Annotated in this window: 18 protein-coding genes and 1 pseudogene; 13 read left to right on the forward strand and 6 right to left on the reverse strand. The window is 72.7% G+C overall.

Features of this window, described 5'->3' with window-relative positions:
- Positions 1–3: 3 nt before the first annotated feature.
- The 3 genes from ACIP9H_RS22535 to ACIP9H_RS22545 form a co-directional block, all read right to left on the reverse strand.
- Complete coding sequence (locus ACIP9H_RS22535; protein ID WP_360899936.1) at positions 4–591, reverse strand: hypothetical protein; 588 nt, start codon at positions 589–591, stop codon at positions 4–6.
- The gene (gene htpX / locus ACIP9H_RS22540; protein ID WP_401590370.1) at positions 591–1,493 is read right to left on the reverse strand and encodes a zinc metalloprotease HtpX; all 903 of its coding nucleotides are present in this window, start codon (positions 1,491–1,493) and stop codon (positions 591–593) included. The genes ACIP9H_RS22535 and htpX overlap by 1 nt, the downstream gene beginning before the upstream one ends.
- Before the next feature lie 110 nt (positions 1,494–1,603).
- A complete protein-coding gene (locus tag ACIP9H_RS22545; RefSeq protein WP_401590373.1) occupies positions 1,604–2,557 on the reverse strand; it encodes a zinc-binding alcohol dehydrogenase family protein in 954 nt (317 codons plus the stop codon).
- Positions 2,558–2,808: 251 nt separating this feature from the next.
- Here ACIP9H_RS22545 and paaK point away from each other — a divergent pair, with 251 nt between their 5' ends.
- The 3 genes from paaK to ACIP9H_RS22560 all read left to right on the forward strand — a co-directional run bounded on the left by paaK (position 2,809) and on the right by ACIP9H_RS22560 (position 6,338).
- Positions 2,809–4,110 (forward strand): phenylacetate--CoA ligase PaaK, encoded by a 1,302-nt coding sequence (paaK, locus tag ACIP9H_RS22550; protein ID WP_401960378.1) that lies wholly within the window; start codon positions 2,809–2,811, stop codon positions 4,108–4,110.
- 160 nt (positions 4,111–4,270) lie between these two features.
- Positions 4,271–5,212, forward strand: coding sequence for a lysylphosphatidylglycerol synthase domain-containing protein (locus ACIP9H_RS22555; protein ID WP_401590378.1), 942 nt, complete (start codon positions 4,271–4,273; stop codon positions 5,210–5,212).
- A 22-nt stretch (positions 5,213–5,234) separates the two neighbouring features.
- The gene (locus ACIP9H_RS22560) at positions 5,235–6,338 is read left to right on the forward strand and encodes a hypothetical protein (protein ID WP_401590381.1); all 1,104 of its coding nucleotides are present in this window, start codon (positions 5,235–5,237) and stop codon (positions 6,336–6,338) included.
- 3 nt (positions 6,339–6,341) lie between these two features.
- Here ACIP9H_RS22560 and ACIP9H_RS22565 read toward each other — a convergent pair whose 3' ends face one another.
- Together ACIP9H_RS22565 and ACIP9H_RS22570 are read right to left on the reverse strand one after the other, a co-directional pair.
- The gene (locus ACIP9H_RS22565) at positions 6,342–6,767 is read right to left on the reverse strand and encodes a molybdopterin-binding protein (RefSeq protein WP_401590383.1); all 426 of its coding nucleotides are present in this window, start codon (positions 6,765–6,767) and stop codon (positions 6,342–6,344) included.
- A 138-nt stretch (positions 6,768–6,905) separates the two neighbouring features.
- On the reverse strand, positions 6,906–8,060 hold the full coding sequence (locus tag ACIP9H_RS22570) for a citrate synthase (RefSeq protein WP_401590625.1): 1,155 nt from the start codon (positions 8,058–8,060) through the stop codon (positions 6,906–6,908).
- A gap of 101 nt (positions 8,061–8,161) precedes the next feature.
- Between ACIP9H_RS22570 and ACIP9H_RS22575 the strand changes: the two genes are divergently transcribed.
- Complete coding sequence (locus ACIP9H_RS22575) at positions 8,162–9,400, forward strand: citrate synthase (protein WP_401590386.1); 1,239 nt, start codon at positions 8,162–8,164, stop codon at positions 9,398–9,400.
- A gap of 39 nt (positions 9,401–9,439) precedes the next feature.
- On the opposite strand, the gene valS is transcribed toward ACIP9H_RS22575, so the two are convergent.
- Positions 9,440–12,010, reverse strand: a complete 2,571-nt coding sequence (gene valS, locus ACIP9H_RS22580; RefSeq protein ID WP_401590388.1) for a valine--tRNA ligase — start codon at positions 12,008–12,010, stop codon at positions 9,440–9,442.
- A 212-nt stretch (positions 12,011–12,222) separates the two neighbouring features.
- On the opposite strand from valS, the gene ACIP9H_RS22585 reads away from it, so the two are divergent.
- From ACIP9H_RS22585 to ACIP9H_RS22625, 9 genes and pseudogenes are all read left to right on the forward strand, one after another.
- Positions 12,223–12,678: a universal stress protein gene (locus tag ACIP9H_RS22585; protein WP_401590391.1), complete on the forward strand. Its 456-nt coding sequence runs from the start codon at positions 12,223–12,225 to the stop codon at positions 12,676–12,678.
- Between the two features lie 222 nt (positions 12,679–12,900).
- Positions 12,901–13,275 carry a thioredoxin gene (gene trxA / locus ACIP9H_RS22590; protein ID WP_319658086.1) on the forward strand — a complete coding sequence of 125 codons (375 nt, stop codon included), beginning with the start codon at positions 12,901–12,903 and terminating at the stop codon, positions 13,273–13,275.
- Positions 13,276–13,828: 553 nt separating this feature from the next.
- Positions 13,829–15,106 (forward strand): ergothioneine biosynthesis glutamate--cysteine ligase EgtA, encoded by a 1,278-nt coding sequence (egtA, locus tag ACIP9H_RS22595; RefSeq protein WP_401960384.1) that lies wholly within the window; start codon positions 13,829–13,831, stop codon positions 15,104–15,106.
- Positions 15,103–16,434, forward strand: a complete 1,332-nt coding sequence (gene egtB / locus ACIP9H_RS22600; protein ID WP_401590397.1) for an ergothioneine biosynthesis protein EgtB — start codon at positions 15,103–15,105, stop codon at positions 16,432–16,434. The genes egtA and egtB overlap by 4 nt, the downstream gene beginning before the upstream one ends.
- Before the next feature lie 28 nt (positions 16,435–16,462).
- The gene (gene egtC, locus ACIP9H_RS22605) at positions 16,463–17,218 is read left to right on the forward strand and encodes an ergothioneine biosynthesis protein EgtC (protein WP_401590400.1); all 756 of its coding nucleotides are present in this window, start codon (positions 16,463–16,465) and stop codon (positions 17,216–17,218) included.
- Positions 17,215–18,177 (forward strand): L-histidine N(alpha)-methyltransferase, encoded by a 963-nt coding sequence (egtD, locus tag ACIP9H_RS22610; RefSeq protein ID WP_401590402.1) that lies wholly within the window; start codon positions 17,215–17,217, stop codon positions 18,175–18,177. The genes egtC and egtD overlap by 4 nt, the downstream gene beginning before the upstream one ends.
- A 589-nt stretch (positions 18,178–18,766) precedes the next feature.
- Positions 18,767–19,567, forward strand: coding sequence for an alpha/beta fold hydrolase (locus ACIP9H_RS22615; RefSeq protein WP_401590405.1), 801 nt, complete (start codon positions 18,767–18,769; stop codon positions 19,565–19,567).
- A gap of 331 nt (positions 19,568–19,898) precedes the next feature.
- Positions 19,899–20,453, forward strand: a pseudogene (locus ACIP9H_RS22620) (ISL3 family transposase); the annotation flags it as partial.
- Positions 20,454–20,971: 518 nt separating this feature from the next.
- Positions 20,972–21,346, forward strand: coding sequence for a transposase (locus ACIP9H_RS22625; RefSeq protein WP_401590408.1), 375 nt, complete (start codon positions 20,972–20,974; stop codon positions 21,344–21,346).
- Positions 21,347–21,383 lie beyond the last annotated feature (37 nt).

The following is a 21,383-nucleotide window of genomic DNA, read 5'->3' on the forward strand; positions in this document are numbered from 1 at the left end:
GCCTCAGTCCCCCATGCCGGGGGCGCCCCACAGGGGGAACCAGCGGGTGAGGTCCTCCTCGACGCGGAGGTCGTTCTTCAGGAGGCCGGCCACCTGCAACTCCAGCGCGTTGTCGCGCTTCTGCTCGCCGGGCCGGACGGCCAGCGGATAGAACGTGCCGCGCTTGTAGAGGTAGACCAGCGCGAGCGAGCGGCCGGAGTCGTCGCGGAAGCCGGCCAGGGAGCAGAGCAGTTGCGGCCCGAAGCCATGGCTTTCCAGGGCTGAGTTGACGGCGTGCAGATCGCCCACCAGGGTCGGCATGTCGTCCGCGGGATGGCGTGCCACGAGCCAGGTGTAGCCGTACGCGTCCCGGGTGGATTCCACGGGGACGCCGCCCTGTCCGGTGTCGAGGTCCAGCAGTGCGCGGACGTCCTGCTGGACCTCCGCGAAGGCGCCGCCCTCGACGGCGGCGAAGCACACCGAGCCGACCCCGGTGGGCCGGAACCCGGCGCCGGCCTCCAGGGTCACGGCGGCCGAGGGCAGCCCGAAGAGCTGGTCCAGGTCGGGCTTGACGGGCTTGCTGCGGCCGAGGAGCGCGTCGAACAGCCCCATCAGCGCCGCCCGAGTTCGGCGGAGATCCGGCCCAGCTGCGCGAGGCGCTGTTCCAGGGTGGGGTGCGTGGACAGCAGCTGCGCCAGGCTCTGCCCGCCCGCGAACGCGGGGGCGAAGTAGAAGGCGTTGAACGGCTCGGCCTTGCGCAGGTCCTCCGTCGGGATCCGCGCCATCTGGCCGGTGACCTTGGTGAGCGCGGACGCGAGCGAGGAGGGGCGCCCGGTGAGCATCGCGGCGGAGCGGTCGGCGGACAGCTCGCGGTAGCGCGACAGCATCCTGGTGAGGAGGAAGCTGACCGCGTACACAATGGCGCTGACCAGCGGTATCAGGATGACGACGATGGTGGTGCCGGGGTCGCGGCTGTTGCGGCCGAGACCGCCCCACAGCCCGATGCGGGTGATCATGCCGGCGAGTACCCCCAGGAACGAGGCGATGGTCATCACCGCGACGTCGCGGTGGGCCACGTGGGAGAGCTCGTGGGCGATGACGCCCTCCAGCTCGTCGGGCTCCAGGCGGCGCAGCAGGCCGGTGGTGGCGCACACCAGGGCGGCCTTCTCGTTGCGTCCGGTGGCGAAGGCGTTGGGCACGTCGCTCTGGGCGATCGCGACCCGCGGTTTGGGCATGTCGGCCAGGGCGCAGATGCGGTCCACGACGCCGTGCAGCTCGGGTGCCTGCTCGGGGGTCACCTCACGGGCGCCCATGCTGAAGGCGGCGATCCGGTCGCTGAACCAGAACTGGGCGATGAACAGGCCGCCTGCGACGATCAGGATCAGCGGCCAGGCGCCGCGCAGCAGGGCCAGGAGCGCGCCGACGAAGACCACGTAGAGCAGCCCGATCATGAACATGGTGACCACCATGCGTGTGGTCAGCCCCTTGTCGGGGGCGAAACGGGTCCTGTCCATGGCCCCTCCCGTGTTCTCGGGCCGCCGGCCGCGGCGTCGTGCTCCGCTTCGATTGTGCCTCCGCAGAGGCACGAACGGCGGGGTCGCGACGGCGCGGCCGGAGTACGGGATCAGCGTGCCGCGTCGAGCGTCAGCTTGCCGTAAGTACGCCGGGCCCGCAGGTCCTCGTGTGCCCGGGCGGCCTCGGAGAGCGGGTAGACGCCGCCTTCTTGCGGCCGCAGCCGGCCCTCGGCGGTCATCGCCATCAGCTCCGCCATGGGCTCGCGGTACATGCCGGGGCGGCCGACGCAGTGCATCAGCCAGAAGCCGACGACCGCGCGCGACCGGCCCATGAGCTGGGCGGCCTGCACGGGCGTGGGCGGGACCCGGGAGGCGAGGCCGTAGGTGACCATGCGGCCGAAGGGCGCCAGCGCGGCGAGGGAGGCGTCGAAGACGGGGCCGCCGGTCATCTCCAGGACGATGTCGACCTTCTTGCCGCCGTTGGCCTCGGTCAGTCGCTCCTTGAGGCCCTCGGGGCTGCCGTCCAGGGCGACGTCGGCGCCGAGTTCGAGGGCCAGGTCGCGCTTCTCCTTGGACGAGGCGGTGGCGATGACCCGGCCCGCGCCGAACTCCTTGGCGAGCTGGACGGCGAGCGAGCCGGTGCCGCCCGCGGCCGCGTGCACGACGACGGACTCGCCCTCGGCGATCCGGGCGGAGGTGCGCAGCAGGTGCCAGGCGGTGAGCCCCTGGACGACCAGGGCGAGCGCCTGCGTGTCGGTGACGCCGTCGGGGATGTCGTGGGCGAGGTACTCCTCGACGACGGCCTTCTCGGCGTAGCCGCCGTTGTCGGTGAGGGCGACCACGCGGCGGCCGTCGGGGGTGCGGCCGGCGACCTCGCCTCCGGGGACCAGCGGGAGGACGGCCTTGGAGAGGTAGGAGTTCTCGACCATGTGGGTGTCGGCGTAGTTGACGCCCGCCGAGCCGACCTCGACCAGGAGCTGTCCGGGTCCGGGCACGGGGTCGGGCAGCTCCACCTGCCGCAGCACCTCCGGCCCGCCGAACTCGGTGATCTGGATCGCGCGCACCGCGACTCCCTCCGCTTGCGTACGTACGTCGTGTCGTCCGGGGTCACGATATCCCGTAACACCGACCAGTCGGTATGTCCGACGGCGGGGCCGCGGGGACACGCCGCGCGGCCGTGCCGGAGCCGCGCCGCCGCAGGCTGTCCGCGCGGTTGTCCACAGGCGGCCGGCAGGTGTCTTGACGCGCAGGTCGGATGATGGATTACTGGTCCCGCCAGAGGCTACCGAACGATCGGTTGGGAAGGGTGGGGGCCATGGACACCGTGGGCGAGGGGTTCCGCGACGCGGCTGAACGGATGACCCGGCAGGAGCTGGAGGCCGTGCAGCTGCGGCGTCTGCAGGGCACCCTGCGGCACGCGTACGACAACGTGGCGTTCTACCGGTCGTCGTTCGACAAGGCCGGCGTCCGCCCCGAGGACTGCCGGACCCTGGCGGACCTGGACCGCTTCCCCTTCACCACGAAGGCCGACCTGCGCGACCAGTACCCGTACGGCATGTTCGCGGTCCCGGAGTCGCGCATCCGCCGCATCCACGCGTCCAGCGGCACCACCGGCCTGCCGACCGTCGTCGGGTACACCGAGCGGGACCTGGAGACCTGGTCCGACGTGGTGGCCCGGTCCCTGCGGGCCGCCGGCGCCCGGCCGGCCGACAAGGTCCACATCGCCTACGGGTACGGCCTGTTCACCGGCGGCCTCGGGGCGCACTACGGGGCGGAGCGGCTCGGGTGCACCGTCGTCCCGGCCTCCGGCGGCATGACCGCGCGGCAGGTGCGGCTCATCCAGGACCTGCGCCCCGAGATCATCATGGTGACGCCGTCCTACATGCTCACCCTGCTCGACGAGTTCGAGCGCCAGGGCGTCGACCCGCGCTCCACCTCGCTGCGCGTCGGCGTCTTCGGCGCCGAGCCGTGGACGGAGGCGATGCGCGAGGAGATCGAGGAGCGCGCCGGGATCGACGCCGTGGACATCTACGGCCTGTCGGAGGTGATCGGCCCCGGCGTGGCGCAGGAGTGCGTGGAGACCAAGGACGGCCTGCACATCTGGGAGGACCACTTCCTCCCGGAGATCGTGGACCCGGTCACCGACGAGGCCATGCCCGCCGGCGGCAGCGGCGAACTGGTCTTCACCTCGCTCACCAAGGAGGCCATGCCGATCATCCGCTACCGCACCCGCGACCTCACCCGGCTGCTGCCGGGTACGGCCCGGCCCGCCTTCCGGCGGATGGAGAGGATCACCGGGCGCTGCGACGACATGATCATCCTGCGCGGTGTCAACCTCTTCCCCACCCAGGTCGAGGAGATCGTGCTGCGCACGAAAGGAGTCGCGCCGCACTTCCAGTTGCGTCTGACGCGCACCGGACGGCTCGACGAACTCACCGTGCGCGCCGAGGCCCGCCCCGATGCCGGCGCGCAGGCGCGCGCGGCGGCGGCCGAGGCCATCGGGCGCGGCGTGAAGGAGGCCGTCGGCGTCACGGTGGCCGTGGAGATCACCGATCCCGAGACCTTGGAGCGGTCCGTCGGGAAGATACGCCGCGTCGTGGACGAGCGCCCGAGGTAGCTCGCGGCACGACGCGGGTGGGTCATCGCCGCCCATGTCATCGGCACGGCCGCTGAGCAGTACGGGTCCCGGCCACGTATGGTCGGGCACAGGTACGGCCGGGGCAGGGCGAGGGGGGCGCCTCACGGCGACGCGGGCGACCGCGCCAACCGGAAGGGCGATGACCATGCTGCGGCGCGTCCCACTGCGTCAGATCCTCGCCGTGGCACCGCTGCTGCTGGTCGCCGCCGTCGTGCTGCACCAGTGGCCGACCGTCGACGCCGGCACCGACCGGCTGGGCTCCGCGGACGGCGAGTGGCTGCTCGCCGCCGGTGCGGCGACCCTGCTGGCCTGGGTCTGCTCGGCCGCCGCGCAGCAGGGCGCCGTGCTCGAACAGCTCCCGGCGGGACGGCTGCTGGCCACGCAGTTCGCGGCCTCGGCGGTCAACCACATTCTGCCGGCCGGTGTCGGCGGCAACGCGGTCAACCTGCGGTTCCTGCTGCGCTGCGGTCTGTCCCCCAGCCGCTGCGCGGCGGCGCTCGCGGTACGGGCGATGGCGGCCTGCGTGGTGCGGGTGGCGTTGCTCGCGGTGTTGCTGGCGGTCTTCCCGCATGCGCTCGACCTGCACCGGGTGGCCCCGCCCCAGGCGCACCGCGGGCTGGCCCTGGCGGCCGGGGCCGCACTGTTCGCCGCGCTCGTGGTCCTGCTGTCGGTCCGCCCGATCCGGCGCCCGGTCACCTCCTTCCTCGGCACGGTCGTGTCCGACGTACGCGCCGTGCACGGCAGTTCCTCGCGCGCGGCGGCACTGTGGACCGGCTCCTTGGCCTTCCCCGTAATGCACGCGGCGGTGCTCGTCGCGGTCGTCCGGGCCCTGCACGCGCCGGTACCGGCCGGGCACGTCGCCCTGGCGTACCTGGCGGGGAGCGCGGCCGCCGCGCTGCTGCCGACGCCGGGCGGACTCGGCTCGCTGGACGTCGCGCTGGCCCTGGCACTGGTCACGGCCGGGGCGACCGGAGTGGCGGCGACCTCCGCGGTGCTCGCGTACCGGATCGTCACCGTATGGTTGCCGTTGCTCCCCGGTGTTCTGGTGCTCGCGGCCCTGGTCCGCCGCCGGGTGCTGTGATCCGTTCCCGGAAGGAAGACCAGTGCGTGTCCTGTACGGCCTGCTCGGTGCGCTGATCGTCGGGGGGACGTTCTCCTCCGTCCTGCGCACGCTGGTCATCCCCCGGCCGACAAGATCCGGCTTCACCCGGAGCGTGCACGCCATGGTGCACTTCCCCTTCCAGTTCGTCGCCGACCGCTGCCGCACGCCGGAGAACAAGGACCGCGTGCTCGCCCCGGTGGCGGCGGTGTCCATCCTGTTCAACCTGATCAGCTGGCTGGTCGCGTTCTGGCTCGGGTACGCGTTGCTGCAGGCGGCGGTGAGCGACCTCGGCGCCCTGGACGCGCTGCGGGAGGCCGGCTCCTCGCTGTTCACGCTCGGCTTCGCCAGCAGCCGCCATGTCGACCTGACCGTCATCGACTTCTGCGCCGCCGCGACCGGTCCGATCACCATCGGTCTGCAGATCGGTTACCTGCCGACGCTGTACGCCGCGTACTCCCGCCGCGAGGCCGAGGTGACCCTGCTGCAGGCCCGGGCGGGCAGCCCGCCGTGGGGGCCGGAGATCCTGGCGCGCTACGCCCAGATCGGTGTGACCGACAGCCTGGCCGACATGTTCCGCAACTGGGAGCGGTGGGCGGCCGAGGTGAGCGAGAGCCACACCAGTTACATAGTGCTGAGCCGCTTCCGCTCGCCGCAGTCCAACCGCAACTGGCTGGTCGCCCTCCTCGCGGTGATGGACGCCGCCGCCATGCAGCTCGCCCTGAACCCCGGCCGCCCGCAGGCCGAGGCACGGCTGGCCCTGCGGGCGGGTTTCGTGTGCCTGCGCGACATCGCCGACATCTGGCGGATCCCGTACGAACAGGACCCCTCCCCGGATGCGACGATCCGGCTCACGTACGAGGACTTCGCGGCGGCCGTCGCGCACGCCGCCGCGAACGGCTATCCGCTGGAGCGCACCCCGGAGGAGGCCTGGCCGCACTTCCGCGGCTGGCGGGTGAACTACGAGGACCTCGCCTACCGCTTCGCGCATCTCCTCGACGCGGTCCCGGCGCCCTGGTCCGGTCCGCGCCGCACTCTGGAGGAGACGGTGATGCCGATCACTCCGGTCGACCGCAGGCCGGCCGGCCCTCCGGGTGCCGTGAAGTAGTCGCTACGTGGACAGGGCGACGTCGGTCGACTTCACCAGAGCGACGACCTCGGAGCCCTCGGCGAGCCGGAGTTCGTCGAGGGCCTCGCGGGTGATCACGGCGGTGAGTTCGCGGCCCCCGGCGAACGCCAGCCGCACCGTCGCCATCGCCTGACCCTCCGTCACCGCGGTCACGGTGCCGGGGACGCGGTTGCGGATCGTCAGGCCGCCGGGGAGCGGTGGTGTGGCGAGGGAGATCTCGGTGGCCTTGATCAGGACGGTCACCCCGCCGCCGGGGATGATGCCGAGTTCACGGACGGCCTCGGCGGTCACGGCTGCGGTGAAGGCCGGGCCGCCGCCGTCGAGGTGGACGGTGACCACGGCCATGACCTCGCCGGTGACCACCGACTCGGCCTTCCCGGCGATCTGGTTGCGGATGCTCAGAGCCATGTGCCGCACCGTAAGCCCGCCCGGCGCCCGCCGCGGGGAACGACCCGCGCGCACGCCCCGGGCGGCGGTGTGCCGGGGGCGCACGCCCCGGGCGGCGGTGTGCCGGGGGCGCGCGCCCGGTCCGGAGTCGCCGTCGCGCTACACCGCGGGAACGGGTTGCGGCGGCACGGGGCCGACGTAGCGCGCGGCCGGACGGATGATCTTGCTGTCCTCCGCCTGTTCCAGGATGTTCGCCGACCAGCCGACGACGCGGGCGCAGGCGAAGGTGGGGGTGAACATCTCCCGCGGCAGCCCGCACAGTTCCATGACGACGCCCGCGTAGAACTCGACATTGGTGTGCAGCTCGCGGCCCGGCTTGAGCTCGGCGAGGATCGCCTCCACGCGGGCCTCGACCTGGAGCGCGAAGTCGACCAGCGGGCCGCCGAAGTCGCGGGCGATCTCCTTGAGCATGCGGGAGCGGGGGTCCTCCGTGCGGTAGACGGGGTGGCCGAAGCCCATGATGCGGTCGCCGGCCAGGACGCGTTCGCGGATCCAGGGGTCGATGCGGTCGGGAATGCCGATCGCGTCGAGCGTGTCCAGGGCACGGCTCGGCGCGCCGCCGTGCAGCGGGCCGGACAGCGCGCCCACGGCACCGACGAGGCACGCGGCGAGGTCGGCCCCGGTGGAGGCGATGACGCGGCCGGTGAAGGTGGACGCGTTGAACCCGTGGTCGACGGTGGAGATCAGGTACCGCTCGATCGCCCGTGCGCGGACCGGGTCGGGCTCCTCCCCGGTGAGCATGTGGAGGTAGTTGGCCGCGAAGGGCAGGTCGTCGCGGGGCTCGACCGGTTCCAGGCCCTGCCCGAGCCGGTACAGGGCGGTGAGCAGGGTCGGCACGGCGGCGCTCGCAATGAGGGCGTCGGCCAGGCGCCGTTCGGCGTCGATGTCGTACAGCGGGCGGAATCCCGCGGCGGCGCCCAGCAGTGAGAGCGCGGTGCGCAGCCCGGCGAGGGGCCCGCTGAGCGCGCCGGAGCGGGCGATGGCGGGCAGCGCGTCCCGGATGTCGCGTGGCAGCCGGCGCAGCGGCGCGACGCGGGCGGTGAAGGCGGCCCGTCCGGCGGCGTCGGGGAGCGTGCCCAGCAGCATCAGGTGCCAGACGTCCTCGAAGGTGCGGCCGCGGGCGAGTTCGACGGCCGAGTACTGCCGGTAGTGGTAGAAGCCCTCGGTGCCGCGGACGTCCCCGAGCGCGGTCTCGGTGACGACGACGCCCTTGAGTCCGCGGGGTACGCGGGGCACGTCGGGGGTGACGGGCATGACGGTCACGGTGGTGTCCTCCTTCGAACGTGACTCGACCATCTGTCATTGATTCAATGCACGTCAATATTGATTGAATCAATATGTGATGGGATGGAGTCATGACGACCGAGGAACGGCTCACCACCCGGCAGGCCGCCGAACGGCTCGGCGTGAAGCCCGAGACGGTGTACGCCTACGTCAGCCGCGGCCTGCTCGGCAGCCGCCGCGCACCGGACGGACGGGGCAGCACCTTCGACGCCCGGGAGGTCGACGCACTGGTCCGCCGCACCCGGCGCCCCGCACAGCAGCCGTCGGGCGACGACGCCGGGAACGGCATCGGCGTGGTGCGCACCGGCATCACGCTCATCGACGGCGACCGCTGCTACTACCGCGGCGTCGACGCCACCGCGCTCGCCGACCGCCACCGCTTCGAGGAGACGGCGGACTGGCTGTGGACGGGGGTGATGACCCCGGGCACGCGCTTCACCGCGCCGGCCGAGGCCTTGGCCGCCGCCCGCGCGGCGGTGGCCGCGCTGCCCGCGCACAGCGGAACGGCGGACCGGCTGCGGGTGGCCGCGATCGCCATGGCGGCCGCCGACCCGCTGCGGTTCGACCTCGCCCCCGAGGCGGTGGTCGGCGTGGGGCGCACGCTGATCCCCGTCCTGATCGACGCGCTTCCCGCGGCCGGGCAGGAGCATCGCGGCGAGGGACGGGCGGCGTGGCGGCTGTGGTCACGGCTGACCGCGCGACCTGCCGACGAGGCGTCACTCCGGGTGCTGGACGCGGCCCTCGTCCTGCTGATCGACCACGACCTGGCCGCCTCGACCCTCGCCGCGCGCGTCGCGGCCTCCGCCCGCGCGCACCCGTACGCCGTGGTCTCCGCCGGCCTCGGCGCGCTCGACGGCCCGCTGCACGGCGCCGCGAGCGGGCTGGCGCACCGCATGCTCGCGGAGGTGCTGGAGCGGGGCAGCGCGGCCGCCGTCGTCGCCGACCACCTGCGCGCCGGGCGGGGCGTCCCGGGGCTGGGCCACCGTCTCTACCCGCGCGAGGACCCGCGCGCGGTCATGCTCTTCCGCCTGCTCCAGGCGGTTCCCCACGCCGCCCCGGCTCTCGGCGCTGCCCGCGAGGTCGTCGCCACCGCGTCCCGCGACACGCCGCTGCACGCCAACGTCGACCTCGCCCTGGCCGTGCTCTCCCTCTCTTGCGGCATGCCGCCCGAGGCCGGCGAGACCGTGTTCTCGGTGGCCCGCACGGCCGGCTGGATCGCCCACGCCCTGGAGGAGTACGAGGAACCCCCCCTGCGCATGCGCCCCAGCGGCCACTACGTGGGCCCCCGGCCGCCGCGGCCGGTGCCGTAGCGGGTGACGTCCCGATGGCGGGAAGGGCCGGGCGCGTCCCTAGAAGCGCACCTCCACCCCCAGCGCGTCGCCGGAGGGCGGGGCGAGCTCCACCGAGCCCGCCCGTCCGGCCGCGCCGACCTCGTCGGCGACGAGCGCGAAGCGGGCCAGGGCGGCGGACGGTCCGGTCACGACGAGCCCCGCGACGTCGGCGCGCATCGACAGCCGGGCCTCGGACTTGGCCCGGCGGACGGCGGTGACAGCCGCACGCGCGGTGTCCAGGACGAGGGGGTCGCCGTCCGCGGCCGCCGCGTCGAGGGCGTCCGCGTCGGGCCAGGGGGCCCGGTGGACGGAGCCCTCCTGCCACCAGGACCAGACCTCCTCGGTGACGAAGGGCAGGAAGGGCGCGAAGAGCCGGAGCTGGACGGAGAGTGCCAGGTCGAGGGTGGCGAGCGCGGAGGCGTCACCCGCGTAGGCGCGGGCCTTGACGAGTTCGACGTAGTCGTCGCAGAAGTCCCAGAAGAAGGTCTCGGCGCATTCCAGGGCCCGGGCGTGGTCGAACTCCTCCATGGCGTCCGTCACCGCGCGGACGGTGTCGGCGAGCGCGGCCAGCAGAGCGCGGTCCAGCGGCGCGGTGACGGCGTCCGTGCCGCCGCCGGTGCTGTCAGCGGTACCGGAGCCGTCCGTCCCCGAAGTGAGCACGAACCGGCCGACGTTGAGGATCTTGATCGCCAGGCGGCGGCCGATCTTCATCTGGCCGGTGTCGAAGGCGGTGTCCGTGCCGGGGCGGGCGCTGGCCGCCCAGTAGCGGACGGCGTCGGAGCCGTACTGCTCCAGCAGGTCTCCCGGGGTGATCGCCTTGCCGCGGGACTTGGACATCTTCTTGCGGTCCGGGTCCAGGATCCATCCGGAGATCGCGGCGTGCCGCCACGGCAGGGTGCCGTGCTCGGTGTGGGCGCGCAGGACCGTGGCGAACAGCCAGGTGCGGATGATCTCGTGGGCCTGGGGGCGCAGGTCCATCGGGAAGACCTTGTTGAACAGCTCGTCGTCCGTCCCCCACCCCGCGGCGATCTGCGGGGTGAGCGAGGAGGTCGCCCAGGTGTCCATGACATCGGGGTCGCCGGCGAAGCCTCCGGGCATGCCGCGCTGTTCCTCGCGGTAGCCGGCGGGGACGTCGGTGCCGGGGTCGACGGGCAGTGCCGACTCGTCGGGGACGAGGGGCTTGTCGTGGACCGGCTCGCCCGCCGCGTCCAGCGGGTACCAGACGGGGACCGGGACGCCGAACCAGCGCTGGCGGCTGATCAGCCAGTCGCCGTTGAGGCCCTCGACCCAGCTCTCGTACCGGACGCGCATGTGCTCCGGGTGCCAGCTCAGTTCACGGCCGCGCTCCAGCAGGGCGGCCCGCACGGCCTCGTCGCGGCCGCCGTTGCGCAGGTACCACTGGCGGGTCGTGACGATCTCCAGCGGGCGGTCGCCCTTCTCGTAGAACTTGACGGCGTGGACGACCGGTTCGGGCTCGCCCTCCAGGTCGCCGCTCTCCCTCAGCAGTTCCAGCAGCCGTTCCCGTGCGGCGAAGGCGCCGGCACCGGCAAGTCCCGCGTACGCCGTGCGGGCCCGGCCCGAGTCCAGGCCGGGCGGGGGGTCCGGCAGGAAGCGCCCGTTGCGGCCGAGGACCGGGCGGGTGGGCAGCCGCAGTTCGCGCCACCAGGTGACGTCCGTGGTGTCGCCGAAGGTGCAGATCATGGCGATGCCGGTGCCCTTGTCCGGGTCGGCGAGCCGGTGGGCGTGGACGGGGACCTCGACGCCGAGGACGGGGGTGCGGACGGTCGTGCCGATCAGCTCGCGGTAGCGCGGGTCGTCGGGGTGGGCGACGAGCGCGACGCAGGCCGGCAGCAGTTCCGGCCGGGTGGTGGCGACGACGACCCGGCCGCCGTCCGGCCGGTGGAAGGCCAGCCGGTGGTAGGCGCCGGGCCGTTCGCGGTCCTCCAGTTCCGCCTGGGCGACCGCGGTGCGGAAGGTGGTGTCCCAGAGCGTGGGCGCCTCCGCGCTGTAGGCCTCGCCGCGGGCGAGGTTGCGCAGGAAGGCGCGCTGGGACGCGGCGCGTGCGCGGTCGCCGACGGTCCGGTAGGTGAGCGTCCAGTCGACGGACAGGCCGAGCCCGCGCCACAGTTCCTCGAAGGTCTGCTCGTCCTCGGCGGTGAGGCGTTCGCACAGTTCGATGAAGTTCCGCCGGGAGACCGGGATCCGGCCCGCGCCGGGCCGTTCCTGCGGGGTGAAGCCGGGGTCGTACGGGAGCGAGGGGTCGCAGGCGACGCCGTAGACGTTCTGGACGCGGCGCTCGGTGGGCAGGCCGTTGTCGTCCCACCCCATGGGGTAGAAGACCGTCTGCCCGCGCATGCGCCGGTAGCGCGCGACGGTGTCGGTGTGGGTGTACGAGAAGACATGACCGATGTGCAGGGTGCCGCTGGCCGTGGGCGGCGGGGTGTCGATGGAGAAGATCTCCTCGCGGGGCCGCGACCGGTCGAAGCGGTGTACGCCCGTCTCGTCCCAGCGCCGCGACCAGGTCGCTTCGAGCCCATCGAGAGAGGGCCGGGCAGGGACGTCGTGATGCCGACGGGGCGAGTGCGTCATGCCCGCTCATCGTAGGGACGTCCCTCCGCCGTGCCGAACGATTATTGGGACCGTGCGAGCGGGTCCCGTCCGTTGACGCGGGCTCAGCGCGCGGCGGAGTTCTGGCGGGTCGGGCCGCGTCGCCGCGCCTGGTCGGGGGACATTTGGCCACGACCAGGGACTCCGTGCGCCCTGTGCGCCGCGCGCGGCGGCCGCGCCAGTAGGCTCGGAACGTGAGCGACAAAGGGCCCTTCGAACGGGGCACCGACGGCCCGAAGGTGATCGTGGCCGGGGTGGACGGGAGCGAGTCGTCGTGGCGGGCGGCCGCGTACGCGGCCGGGCTGGCCCGGCGGCAGGGGTCGCTGCTGGCGATCGTCTACGTCCAGCCGGTCCTGGCCACGGGCGCGGCGTTCGGCGCGCCGGTCGCGGAGGCCACCGCCGGGATCGCCGAGGAGCTCAAGGCGGAGATAGAGAAGGCCGTGCAGAGGCTGCGCGGGGTCTTCGCCGTGCGGTGGGAGTTCCACACCTTCCAGGGGGACGCCTTCAGCGGTCTGTCCAAGGCGGCGGACGACCTCAAGGCCGACGCGGTCGTGGTCGGCGCCTCCGAGAAGGCGGGTCACCGGATCATCGGGTCGGTGGCGGTGCGCCTGGTCAAGGCCGGCCGCTGGCCGGTGACGGTCGTTCCCTGAGCTTCGCCCTTCCCGCTCGCGTCCGCCGCACGCCCCATGGGTTCGCCCGTGGTGACGGATGCCGTACGCACCGCCACCGGCGCGCGCCGGCGCGGGCCGCTGCACCTGCCGGGCCCGTGCGCGCGGCGGGGGCGGGCGCGTCGTACGGAATAGCGGCCTCACCGCTTCGGTTAGGGTCAGTGGGTTCCGACGGACGGTGCCCCGGAAGCAGGTAAGGGAAGCATGGCCACTGTTGAGCTGACCAAGGACAACTTCGACGAGGTCGTCTCCGCCAACGACTTCGTGCTGATCGACTTCTGGGCGTCCTGGTGCGGCCCGTGCCGGATGTTCGCCCCGGTCTACGAGGCCGCGGCGAAGGAGAACACCGACCTGGTCTTCGGCAAGGTCGACACGGAGGCCCAGCAGGAGCTGGCCGCCGCGTTCCAGATCCAGTCGATCCCGACCCTGATGATCATCCGCGACAAGGTGGCGGTCTTCGCCCAGCCGGGCGCACTGCCCGCCCCGGCTCTCGAGGACCTGATCAAGCAGGCCCGCGCGCTGGACATGGACGAGGTCCGCAAGTCCATCGCCGAGGGTGAATCCGCCCCGAAGTCCTGACACCTGACTGAATGTCAGCCATGGTCGCCCCACAGCGGGCGCGCCATGGCCGTGCAGCCGTGATCCCTTGGGCCGGCGACCGCTCCCCGCGGCCGCCGGCCCGGCCACGCTGCCGCGTTGTCCGTGCCCCGTGGGAACGTGGCCGGTTCTCGCCCCCGCCTTCCCGGGGGAAGAGCCCTCCGGCCACGGAAAACCGGGATCGGCCCCGTCAGGCGGGGCCCACCGTACCGATCACCGAGAGTGACCACGCGTGACCGCGCGGGCCGCCCCGGTGACCGGGACCGGTGGGGCCCGCTTCCTGCGGGCCGTCGCCGCGATCCCGAGCACACCGCTGTGACCTGCACGTATACCCGCTCCGGATGCGCGGACCGGGGGTGCGGTCCACCCTTGTTGATGACCGGGACACGGGAACGCCCACTGGCGCGGGCGAACCTTACGTATCTCGGACGTTCGACGGGGCGCTCTTGAGCGGTGTGCGCCGAACGGCTTAGGTGGTACGGACACGCGGTAGACGCGTGGTACACACCACCACCTTCGACGGGAGGTACAGGCCATGCCCGCCACCAGTCACCACCTGGGGACTTCCGAACCGATCACCGAAACGACGGCGGAGGACCACATCCAGGGCATCTGTTTCAAGACCGGCCCGCCTCGCCACATAGGCGTGGAACTGGAATGGTTCCTTCACGACCCCCTCGATCCGGCCCGACCGGTCGACCCCGCTCGGCTCACCGCCGCAGTGGACGGACTGCGGACCCTCTTCCTCCGTTCCCGGCTCACCACCGAGCCAGGCGGACAGCTGGAGCTCAGCTCGCTGCCCGCCACCTCGCTGACCGCGTGCGTGAACGCCGCGGCCGCGGATCTCGACTCCGTACGCCACCGGCTCCGCCAGGACGGCCTGGCCCTGGCCGGGCACGGCCACGACCCGTGGCGGCGGCCGCGCCGGCTGCTCGACGAGCCCCGGTACGCGGCCATGGAGGCCTACTTCGACCGCACCGGGCCCGCCGGCCGGTCCATGATGTGCTCCACCGCCTCGGTGCAGGTCTGCCTGGACTCGGGCACGGCGGAACCCGGGCCCTTCGGGCTCGGCAGACGCTGGCTGCTGTCGCATCTGCTGGGCGCCGTCCTGGTCGCCGCCTTCGCCAATTCGCCGCTCAGCGGCGGCCGTCCCACCGGGTGGAAGTCCACGCGGCAGGCGGTCTGGGGAGCGATCGACCCGGGCCGCACCCTGGCGCCCGCGCCGGGGCCCGACCCGCGGGCGGCGTGGACCGCGTACGCCCTCGACGCGCCGGTGCTGTGCATTCGCGGCGACGAGGGGCCGTGGACGGTGCCGGAGGATCTCACCTTCCGGCAGTGGATCCGCAGCGGCGCATACCGGCCGCCCACGACCGCGGACCTCGACTACCACCTGTCCACGCTGTTCCCGCCGGTGCGGCCGCGCGGCTACCTGGAACTGCGCATGATCGACGCGCAGTCCGGCCGGGACGGCTGGATCGTGCCGCTGGCCGTCGCGACGGCGCTCTTCGACGACGCCGCCGCCTCCGAGATCGCCTATCGCGCGGTCAAGCCGCTCGCCGACGCGGCCGGTCCCGGTCCCGCGCCGCGCAACCCGCTGTGGCAGCGCGCCGCCCGCCACGCGCTGGCCGACCCCGAACTCCACGCCACCGCCGTCACCTGCTTCGCCGCGGCCCGCGAGGCCCTGCCCCGGCTCGGGGCGAGCGACGCCGTGCAGGCCGTGGTGGCCGACTTCACCGAGCGTTTCGTCCTGCGCGGCCGATGTCCCGCCGACGATCTGCTCGACGCCTTCCGACGCAAGGAGTACCAGTCGTGACCGCACCCGCTCTCGACACCGAGGCGCTGCGACGCCGGGCGATCGACGCGCTCGTCACCGCCCGTGAGCGCACCCGCGGGCTGACCACCTGCGTCGACGAGCACGAGCTCACCGCGCAGCACTCCCCTCTGATGTCGCCGCTGGTGTGGGACCTGGCGCACATCGGCAACCAGGAGGAGCAGTGGCTGCTGCGCAACGTCGGCGGCCGTGAGGCGCTGCGCCCCGACATCGACCCCATCTACGACGCCTTCGAGCACCCGCGATCCGAACGGCCCACTCTGCCGCTGCTGCCGCCCGCGGAGGCGCACGCGTACGCCTCGGACGTACGCGGCCGGGTCCTGGAGATCCTGGAGCGCGCGCCGCTGCACGGCAGCCGGCTGACCGACGCGGCGTTCGTTTTCGGCATGATCGCCCAGCACGAGCAGCAGCACGACGAGACGATGCTCATCACCCACCAGCTGCGGCGCGGGCCCGTCGCGCTGACCTCTCCCCCGCCGGCCCCGGCGCCCGCGGACGCGGCGCTGCTGCCCGCGGAAGTCCTCGTCCCCGGCGGCCCCTTCACGATGGGCACCTCCGCCGAGCCCTGGGCGCTGGACAACGAGCGCCCCGCGCACACCCGGGACGTGCCGCCGTTCTTCATCGACACGGTGCCGGTGAGCAACGGCGCCTACACCGCCTTCATCGAGGACGGCGGCTACGACGACGAGCGCTGGTGGACCCCGGCCGGCTGGGCGCACGTACGCGAGCACGGCCTGTCCGCGCCGCTGTTCTGGCGCCGCGAGGGCGGGGTGTGGCTGCGCCGCCGCTTCGGGGCGACCGAGCCGGTGCCGGCCGCGGAGCCCGTGCTGCACGTGTGCTGGTACGAGGCGGACGCCTACGCCCGCTGGGCCGGACGCCGGCTGCCGACGGAGACCGAGTGGGAGAAGGCCGCCCGGCACGACCCCGCGACCGGCCGCTCGCGCCGCTACCCGTGGGGCGACGCGGATCCGTCGCCGGAACACGCCAACCTGGGCCAGCGCCACCTCCAGCCCGCCCCCGTGGGCAGCTACCCGGCCGGTGCCTCGCCGCTCGGCGTGCGGCAGATGATCGGCGACGTGTGGGAGTGGACGGCCAGCGACTTCCTGCCGTACCCGGGCTTCGCGCCGTTCCCGTACAAGGAGTACTCGGAGGTCTTCTTCGGCTCCGACCACAAGGTGCTGCGCGGCGGTTCGTTCGCCGTCGACAAGGTCGCCGTCCGGGGCACGTTCCGCAACTGGGACTACCCGATCCGCCGGCAGATCTTCTCGGGCTTCCGCACGGCCCGCGACGCGCGTCCGGAGACGGCATGACGGCCCCCGTCGAAGGGGCGGCCCGCTGATGTGCCGCCATCTCGCCTACATCGGGCCGCCGGTGGCGCTGCGGGACATCGTGATCGACCCCCCGCACTCGCTGTACCGGCAGTCGTGGGCGCCGCGCCGGCAGAAGTACGGCACCGTCAACGCCGACGGCTTCGGCCTCGGCTGGTACGCGCCGGACGACCCGGTCCCGGCGCGCTACCGGCGGTCCGGGCCGATCTGGGACGACCCGTCCTTCGCCGACGTGTGCCGGGTGACGCGCTCCGGCGCGCTGCTCGGCGCGGTCCGCGACATCACGGAGGGGTCGGCCGCCGACGAGTCCGCCGCCGCCCCGTACACGGCGGGCCCCTGGCTGTTCAGCCACAACGGCGCCCTGCGCGGCTGGCCGCAGTCGGTGGCCGAGGCCGCCCGGTCGCTGCCGGCCGAGGAGTTGCTGACCCTGGAGGCGCGCTGCGACTCGGCGCTGGCCTGGGCCCTCACCCTGCACCAGTTGAAGGCCGGCGCGCCCCCCGACGAGGCCCTGGCCGGAACCGTCGGCCGGCTCGCCGCCCTGACCCCCGAATCCCGGCTGAATTTCCTTCTCAGCGACGGCCGTTCCATCGCCGCCACCGCCTGGGGCGACACCCTCTGGTATCTGGCGGAACCCGGCCGCAGCGTCGTCGTGGCCTCAGAACCGTACGACGACAGTCCCCGCTGGACCGAGGTCCCCGACCGCCATCTGCTGTACGGCGATCCCACCGAGGTCCTGCTGATCCCGCTCAAGGAGCCGCACCTGTGAGCCCCTTCACTCTCACCCGCACCCTGCCCGCGGACGCCACGGCCGCAGCCCTGCGCTCCGACGTGGCCTACGGACTGAACCGCAGCCCCAAGCAGCTCCCGCCCAAGTGGTTCTACGACGCCCACGGCAGCGAGCTGTTCGAGCAGATCACCCAGCTGCCGGAGTACTACCCGACCCGTGCCGAACGGGAGATCCTGACCGCCAGAGCGGCCGAGATCGCCCGGGCGACCGGGGCCCGCACCCTGGTCGAGCTGGGTTCCGGCTCGTCGGAGAAGACCCGCCTGCTCATCGGCGCCCTGGGCACACCCCTGACCTACGTGCCCGTCGACGTCAGCGAGTCGGCGCTCCGCGGCGCCGGGGAGGCCCTGCTCGCCGACCATCCCGGCCTGAGCGTGCACGCCCTGGTCGCCGACTTCCAGCACGGCCTCGCGTTGCCGGAGTCCCCCGGGCCGCGCCTGGTGGCGTTCCTCGGCGGCACCATCGGCAACCTCCTGCCCGACGAGCGCGGCCGCTTCCTCGGCTCCGTCCGTGCCCTGCTCTCGCGCGGCGACGCGCTGCTGCTCGGCACGGACCTGGTCAAGGACGAGGCGACCCTCGTGGCCGCCTACGACGACGCCCAGGGCGTCACGGCGGCGTTCAACAAGAACGTGCTGTCGGTCGTCGACCGGGAGCTCGGCGCCGACTTCGACGTGGCCGACTTCGAGCACGTGGCGCTCTGGGACCGCGAGAACGAGTGGATCGAGATGCGGTTGCGGGCCCGCGGGAACGTCACCGTCAAGGTCCCGGCGCTCGACCTGACGGTCGACTTCGCGCGCGGCGAGGAGATGCGCACCGAGGTCTCCGCCAAGTTCCGCGAGGAAGGCGTACGCGCCGAACTCGCCGCCGCGGGTCTCGCCCTCCAGCACTGGTGGACCGACCCCGAGTCGCGCTTCGCCCTCTCCCTGGCCTTCCCGGCCTGATCCCCGCGACCCAAGGCGGCGGTCCGATGCCCCGAGCACCGGGCCGCCGCCTCGCGCATGCCCGCCCTCCGGGCAAGCGCAGCACTCAACAACCATGCGGCGAGGGGGAAGCGCGCTCGCCTGACCCACGCGTCGACACCGGAGTTTGGAGCGCGGTGACACAAAGCCGGTGGGGTGAGTTATTCCCGGACGCAGCCTTCTTCAAGGCTGCCGTCGCGGAGGGGCTACTGCATCGGGAGTACCGCGACCTCAAGGGACCAGCGTCCGCTGCAGATGGAGGCAACAGGCCGAACTCCCGGCCCGTGCGGTTGGGTCAGCAGCGACGGGTACATCTCGCCCTGGAACGATCGCGAACTGGTCCTCGGCCTCGCATACCTGACCCACCACTCGTCGCCACGTCCGGTCCTCACGGCCAAGGGCGCCACTCCACACCAGAAGTGGCGGTTCACCCCGTAGGACACACCCGGACCTCGCGTACAGCCCTTCGCCGTGCGGGGAGGGTCAGTCGTCCGGCGACTGCAGCCGACTCGTCGAGCGGTCGGAGGCGGCTGCGGCATGATCGAGGCCAGCCGATTACCTGGGGGCCGACGTGGCATGGTCTGAACACCTGGTGGTTCGAGACGGCGTCCGGCTTGCCTGCCGGGACTGGGGCGGGCCGGGACAGCCCATCGTGCTGCTGCACGGCCTGGCCGGCCACGCGGGTGAATGGGACGTGCTGGCCGAGAATTTGAGCTCCCGGTATCGAGTCGTCGCGGTGGACCAGCGCGGGCACGGCGCCAGCGAGCGCCACCCCCGGGACGTCTCCCGCGCCGCCTACGTCGCCGACGTCATCGCCGTCGTCGATCAGCTGGTGCTGCATCAGCCTGTCCTGGTCGGCCAGTCGCTGGGCGGGCACACGGCCATGCTCACCGCCGCCGCTCATCCCGGGCTCGTCCGCGCACTCGTGCTCGTCGAGGCCGGCTCCGGCGGCCCGAACCCGGACGGCCCTGCGGACATCGGTGGATGGCTCGACTCATGGCCGACACCGTTCCCCTCACGCGAAGCGGCAGCCGCGTTCCTCGGCGGCGGACCGGTCGGCGCAGGCTGGGCCGCCGGGCTGGAAGAACGCGAGGGCGGATGGTGGCCTCGCTTCGACCGGGACGTGATGGTCCGCTCGCTCGCGGAGAACGCCCGGCGTTCCTTCCGGCACGAGTGGGGGCAAGTCGCGTGCCCCACCCTGGCCGTCCTGGCCCAATCCAGCTTCATCCCCGTGCAAGAAGCCGACGAGATGTTCCGGCAGCGACCCGCCACCATGGCCATGAGCATCCCCGGCACCGGCCACGACCTGCACCTGGAACAGCCCGAGATCCTGCTCACCGCGCTCTCGGACTTCATCAAGGGCCTCGCCTGAAACTCCTGCGCGGTCACAAGACAACCCACAGTTGGGTTTGTTCATGAGAACGGGTTCTGGCTCAGCTTCCGTGCAGCGACCACTCTGAGTGACGTCCGGGCGTCTCTGGGACGGCTTCGGAAGTCGCCCGAAAATCGGCCGCCACGAGGGTGGTTGGGCTGAAAGTCCCGGCCGTGGAAGAGGTCGTGCTCCGGCTGAAGGAGCTGTTGTTCCCGGCGGTCGCGGACATCGAGGTGCTGTCGGTAGACGTGGATATCGACATAGTGCGCGTTGACGTGCAGTGCACTACGGTCGGTGCCGCCTGCCCAGGGTGCGGAGCCTGGTCGACCGGGTGCACAGCTCCTACCTGCGGTTTCCCGCTGACGCACCGAGCGCAGGACGAAGGGTCGTGCTCCGGTTACGGGTTCGGCGGTTCCGCTGCCGCGACACCGTGTGCGCTCGGCGGACCTTCGTGGAACAGGTACCCGGCCTCACCCGCAGGTACGGCCAGCGCACCGAGCGGCTGCGCTCCGCTCTGACCGCTGTCGGTCTTGCCCTGGCCGGACGGGCCGGCGCCCGGCTGGCCGCCGTCCTCGGCATGTCCGTCAGCCGGAGCACGGTCCTGCGCCTGGTCGACGCACTGCCCGAGCCGGAGGTGCCTGCGCCGCGGGTGGTCGGCGTCCATGAGTACGCCACCCGCAAGGGACGCCACTACGGCACCGTGCTGGTGGACGTCGAAACCCGCCGGCCGATCGATCTGCTCCCGGGCCGAGAGGCATCGAGTCCGGCCGCCTGGCTCGCCCAGCGACCCGGTGTCGAGGTCGTCTGCCGGGACCGCGCGCCGTTCTTCGCCGAAGGCACCGCTGCCGGAGCGCCGCAGGCGGTGCAGGTCGCCGACAGGTGGCATCTCTGGCACAACCTGAGCGAGGCCGCCGAGCGGAGTGTCGCCCAGCACCGCCGCTGCCTGCGTGTCCTGACACCCGCACCTACTCAGCCCGAACCCGAGACCGCCGCGGCCCCGGACCCGTCCGCGTCGCCATGGCCGACAGGCCACCGCTTCGCCGACCGGACCCGCGCCCGGCACGTAGCCGTCCACGCCTTGTTGGAGGCAGGCCACAGCCTGCGCTCGGTCCAGCGACAGCTCGGCATGGCCTGGCACACCGTCAGGCGGTTCGCCGATGCTGCGAAGCCGGAGGACCTGTTCACCGGCCAGTGGCAAAACCGGTCCTCGGTCCTCGACGACTACAAGCCGTACTTGGACGACCTCTGGAACGAGGGCTCCACCAATGCGTGGAAGCTGTGGGAGGAGATCGTGCCGCTCGGCTACAAAGGCAGCTACCAGCGCGTTCGCGCTTACCTGCGCGAGAAGCGGACCTCACCACGACCGGTGACCGCCCGGCCACCCTCACCCCGTGCCGTCGCCGGATGGATCCTCCGACACCCGGACACCCGGACACCCTCGCCGAGTCCGAGCAGCTCCAGCTCAAGGCCGTCCGGACGCACTGCCCCGAACTCGACGCTCTCACCCGCCACGTCCGCTTCTTCGCGGTCATGCTCACCGAGCGGCAGGGTGAGCGTCGCCCGGACTGGCTCGATGCTGTCCGGCAGGACGACCTGTCCAGCCTCCACACCCTCGCCGCCGGCATCGACCGAGACCGGGACGCCGTCATCGCCGTCCTCACCCTGCCCTGGAACTCAGGTGTCGTCGAAGGCCATGTCAACCGGATCAAGATGCTCAAGCGCCAGATGTTCGGCCGTGCAGGGTTCCAACTCCTCCACAAACGAGTCCTCCTGGTGTGACGGAGAGAAACAGCATCCAGAAACTGAACCGGAACCA

It is taken from the genome of Streptomyces sp. NPDC088732, from assembly GCF_044751205.1.
In the GTDB taxonomy this organism is placed as follows: domain Bacteria; phylum Actinomycetota; class Actinomycetes; order Streptomycetales; family Streptomycetaceae; genus Actinacidiphila.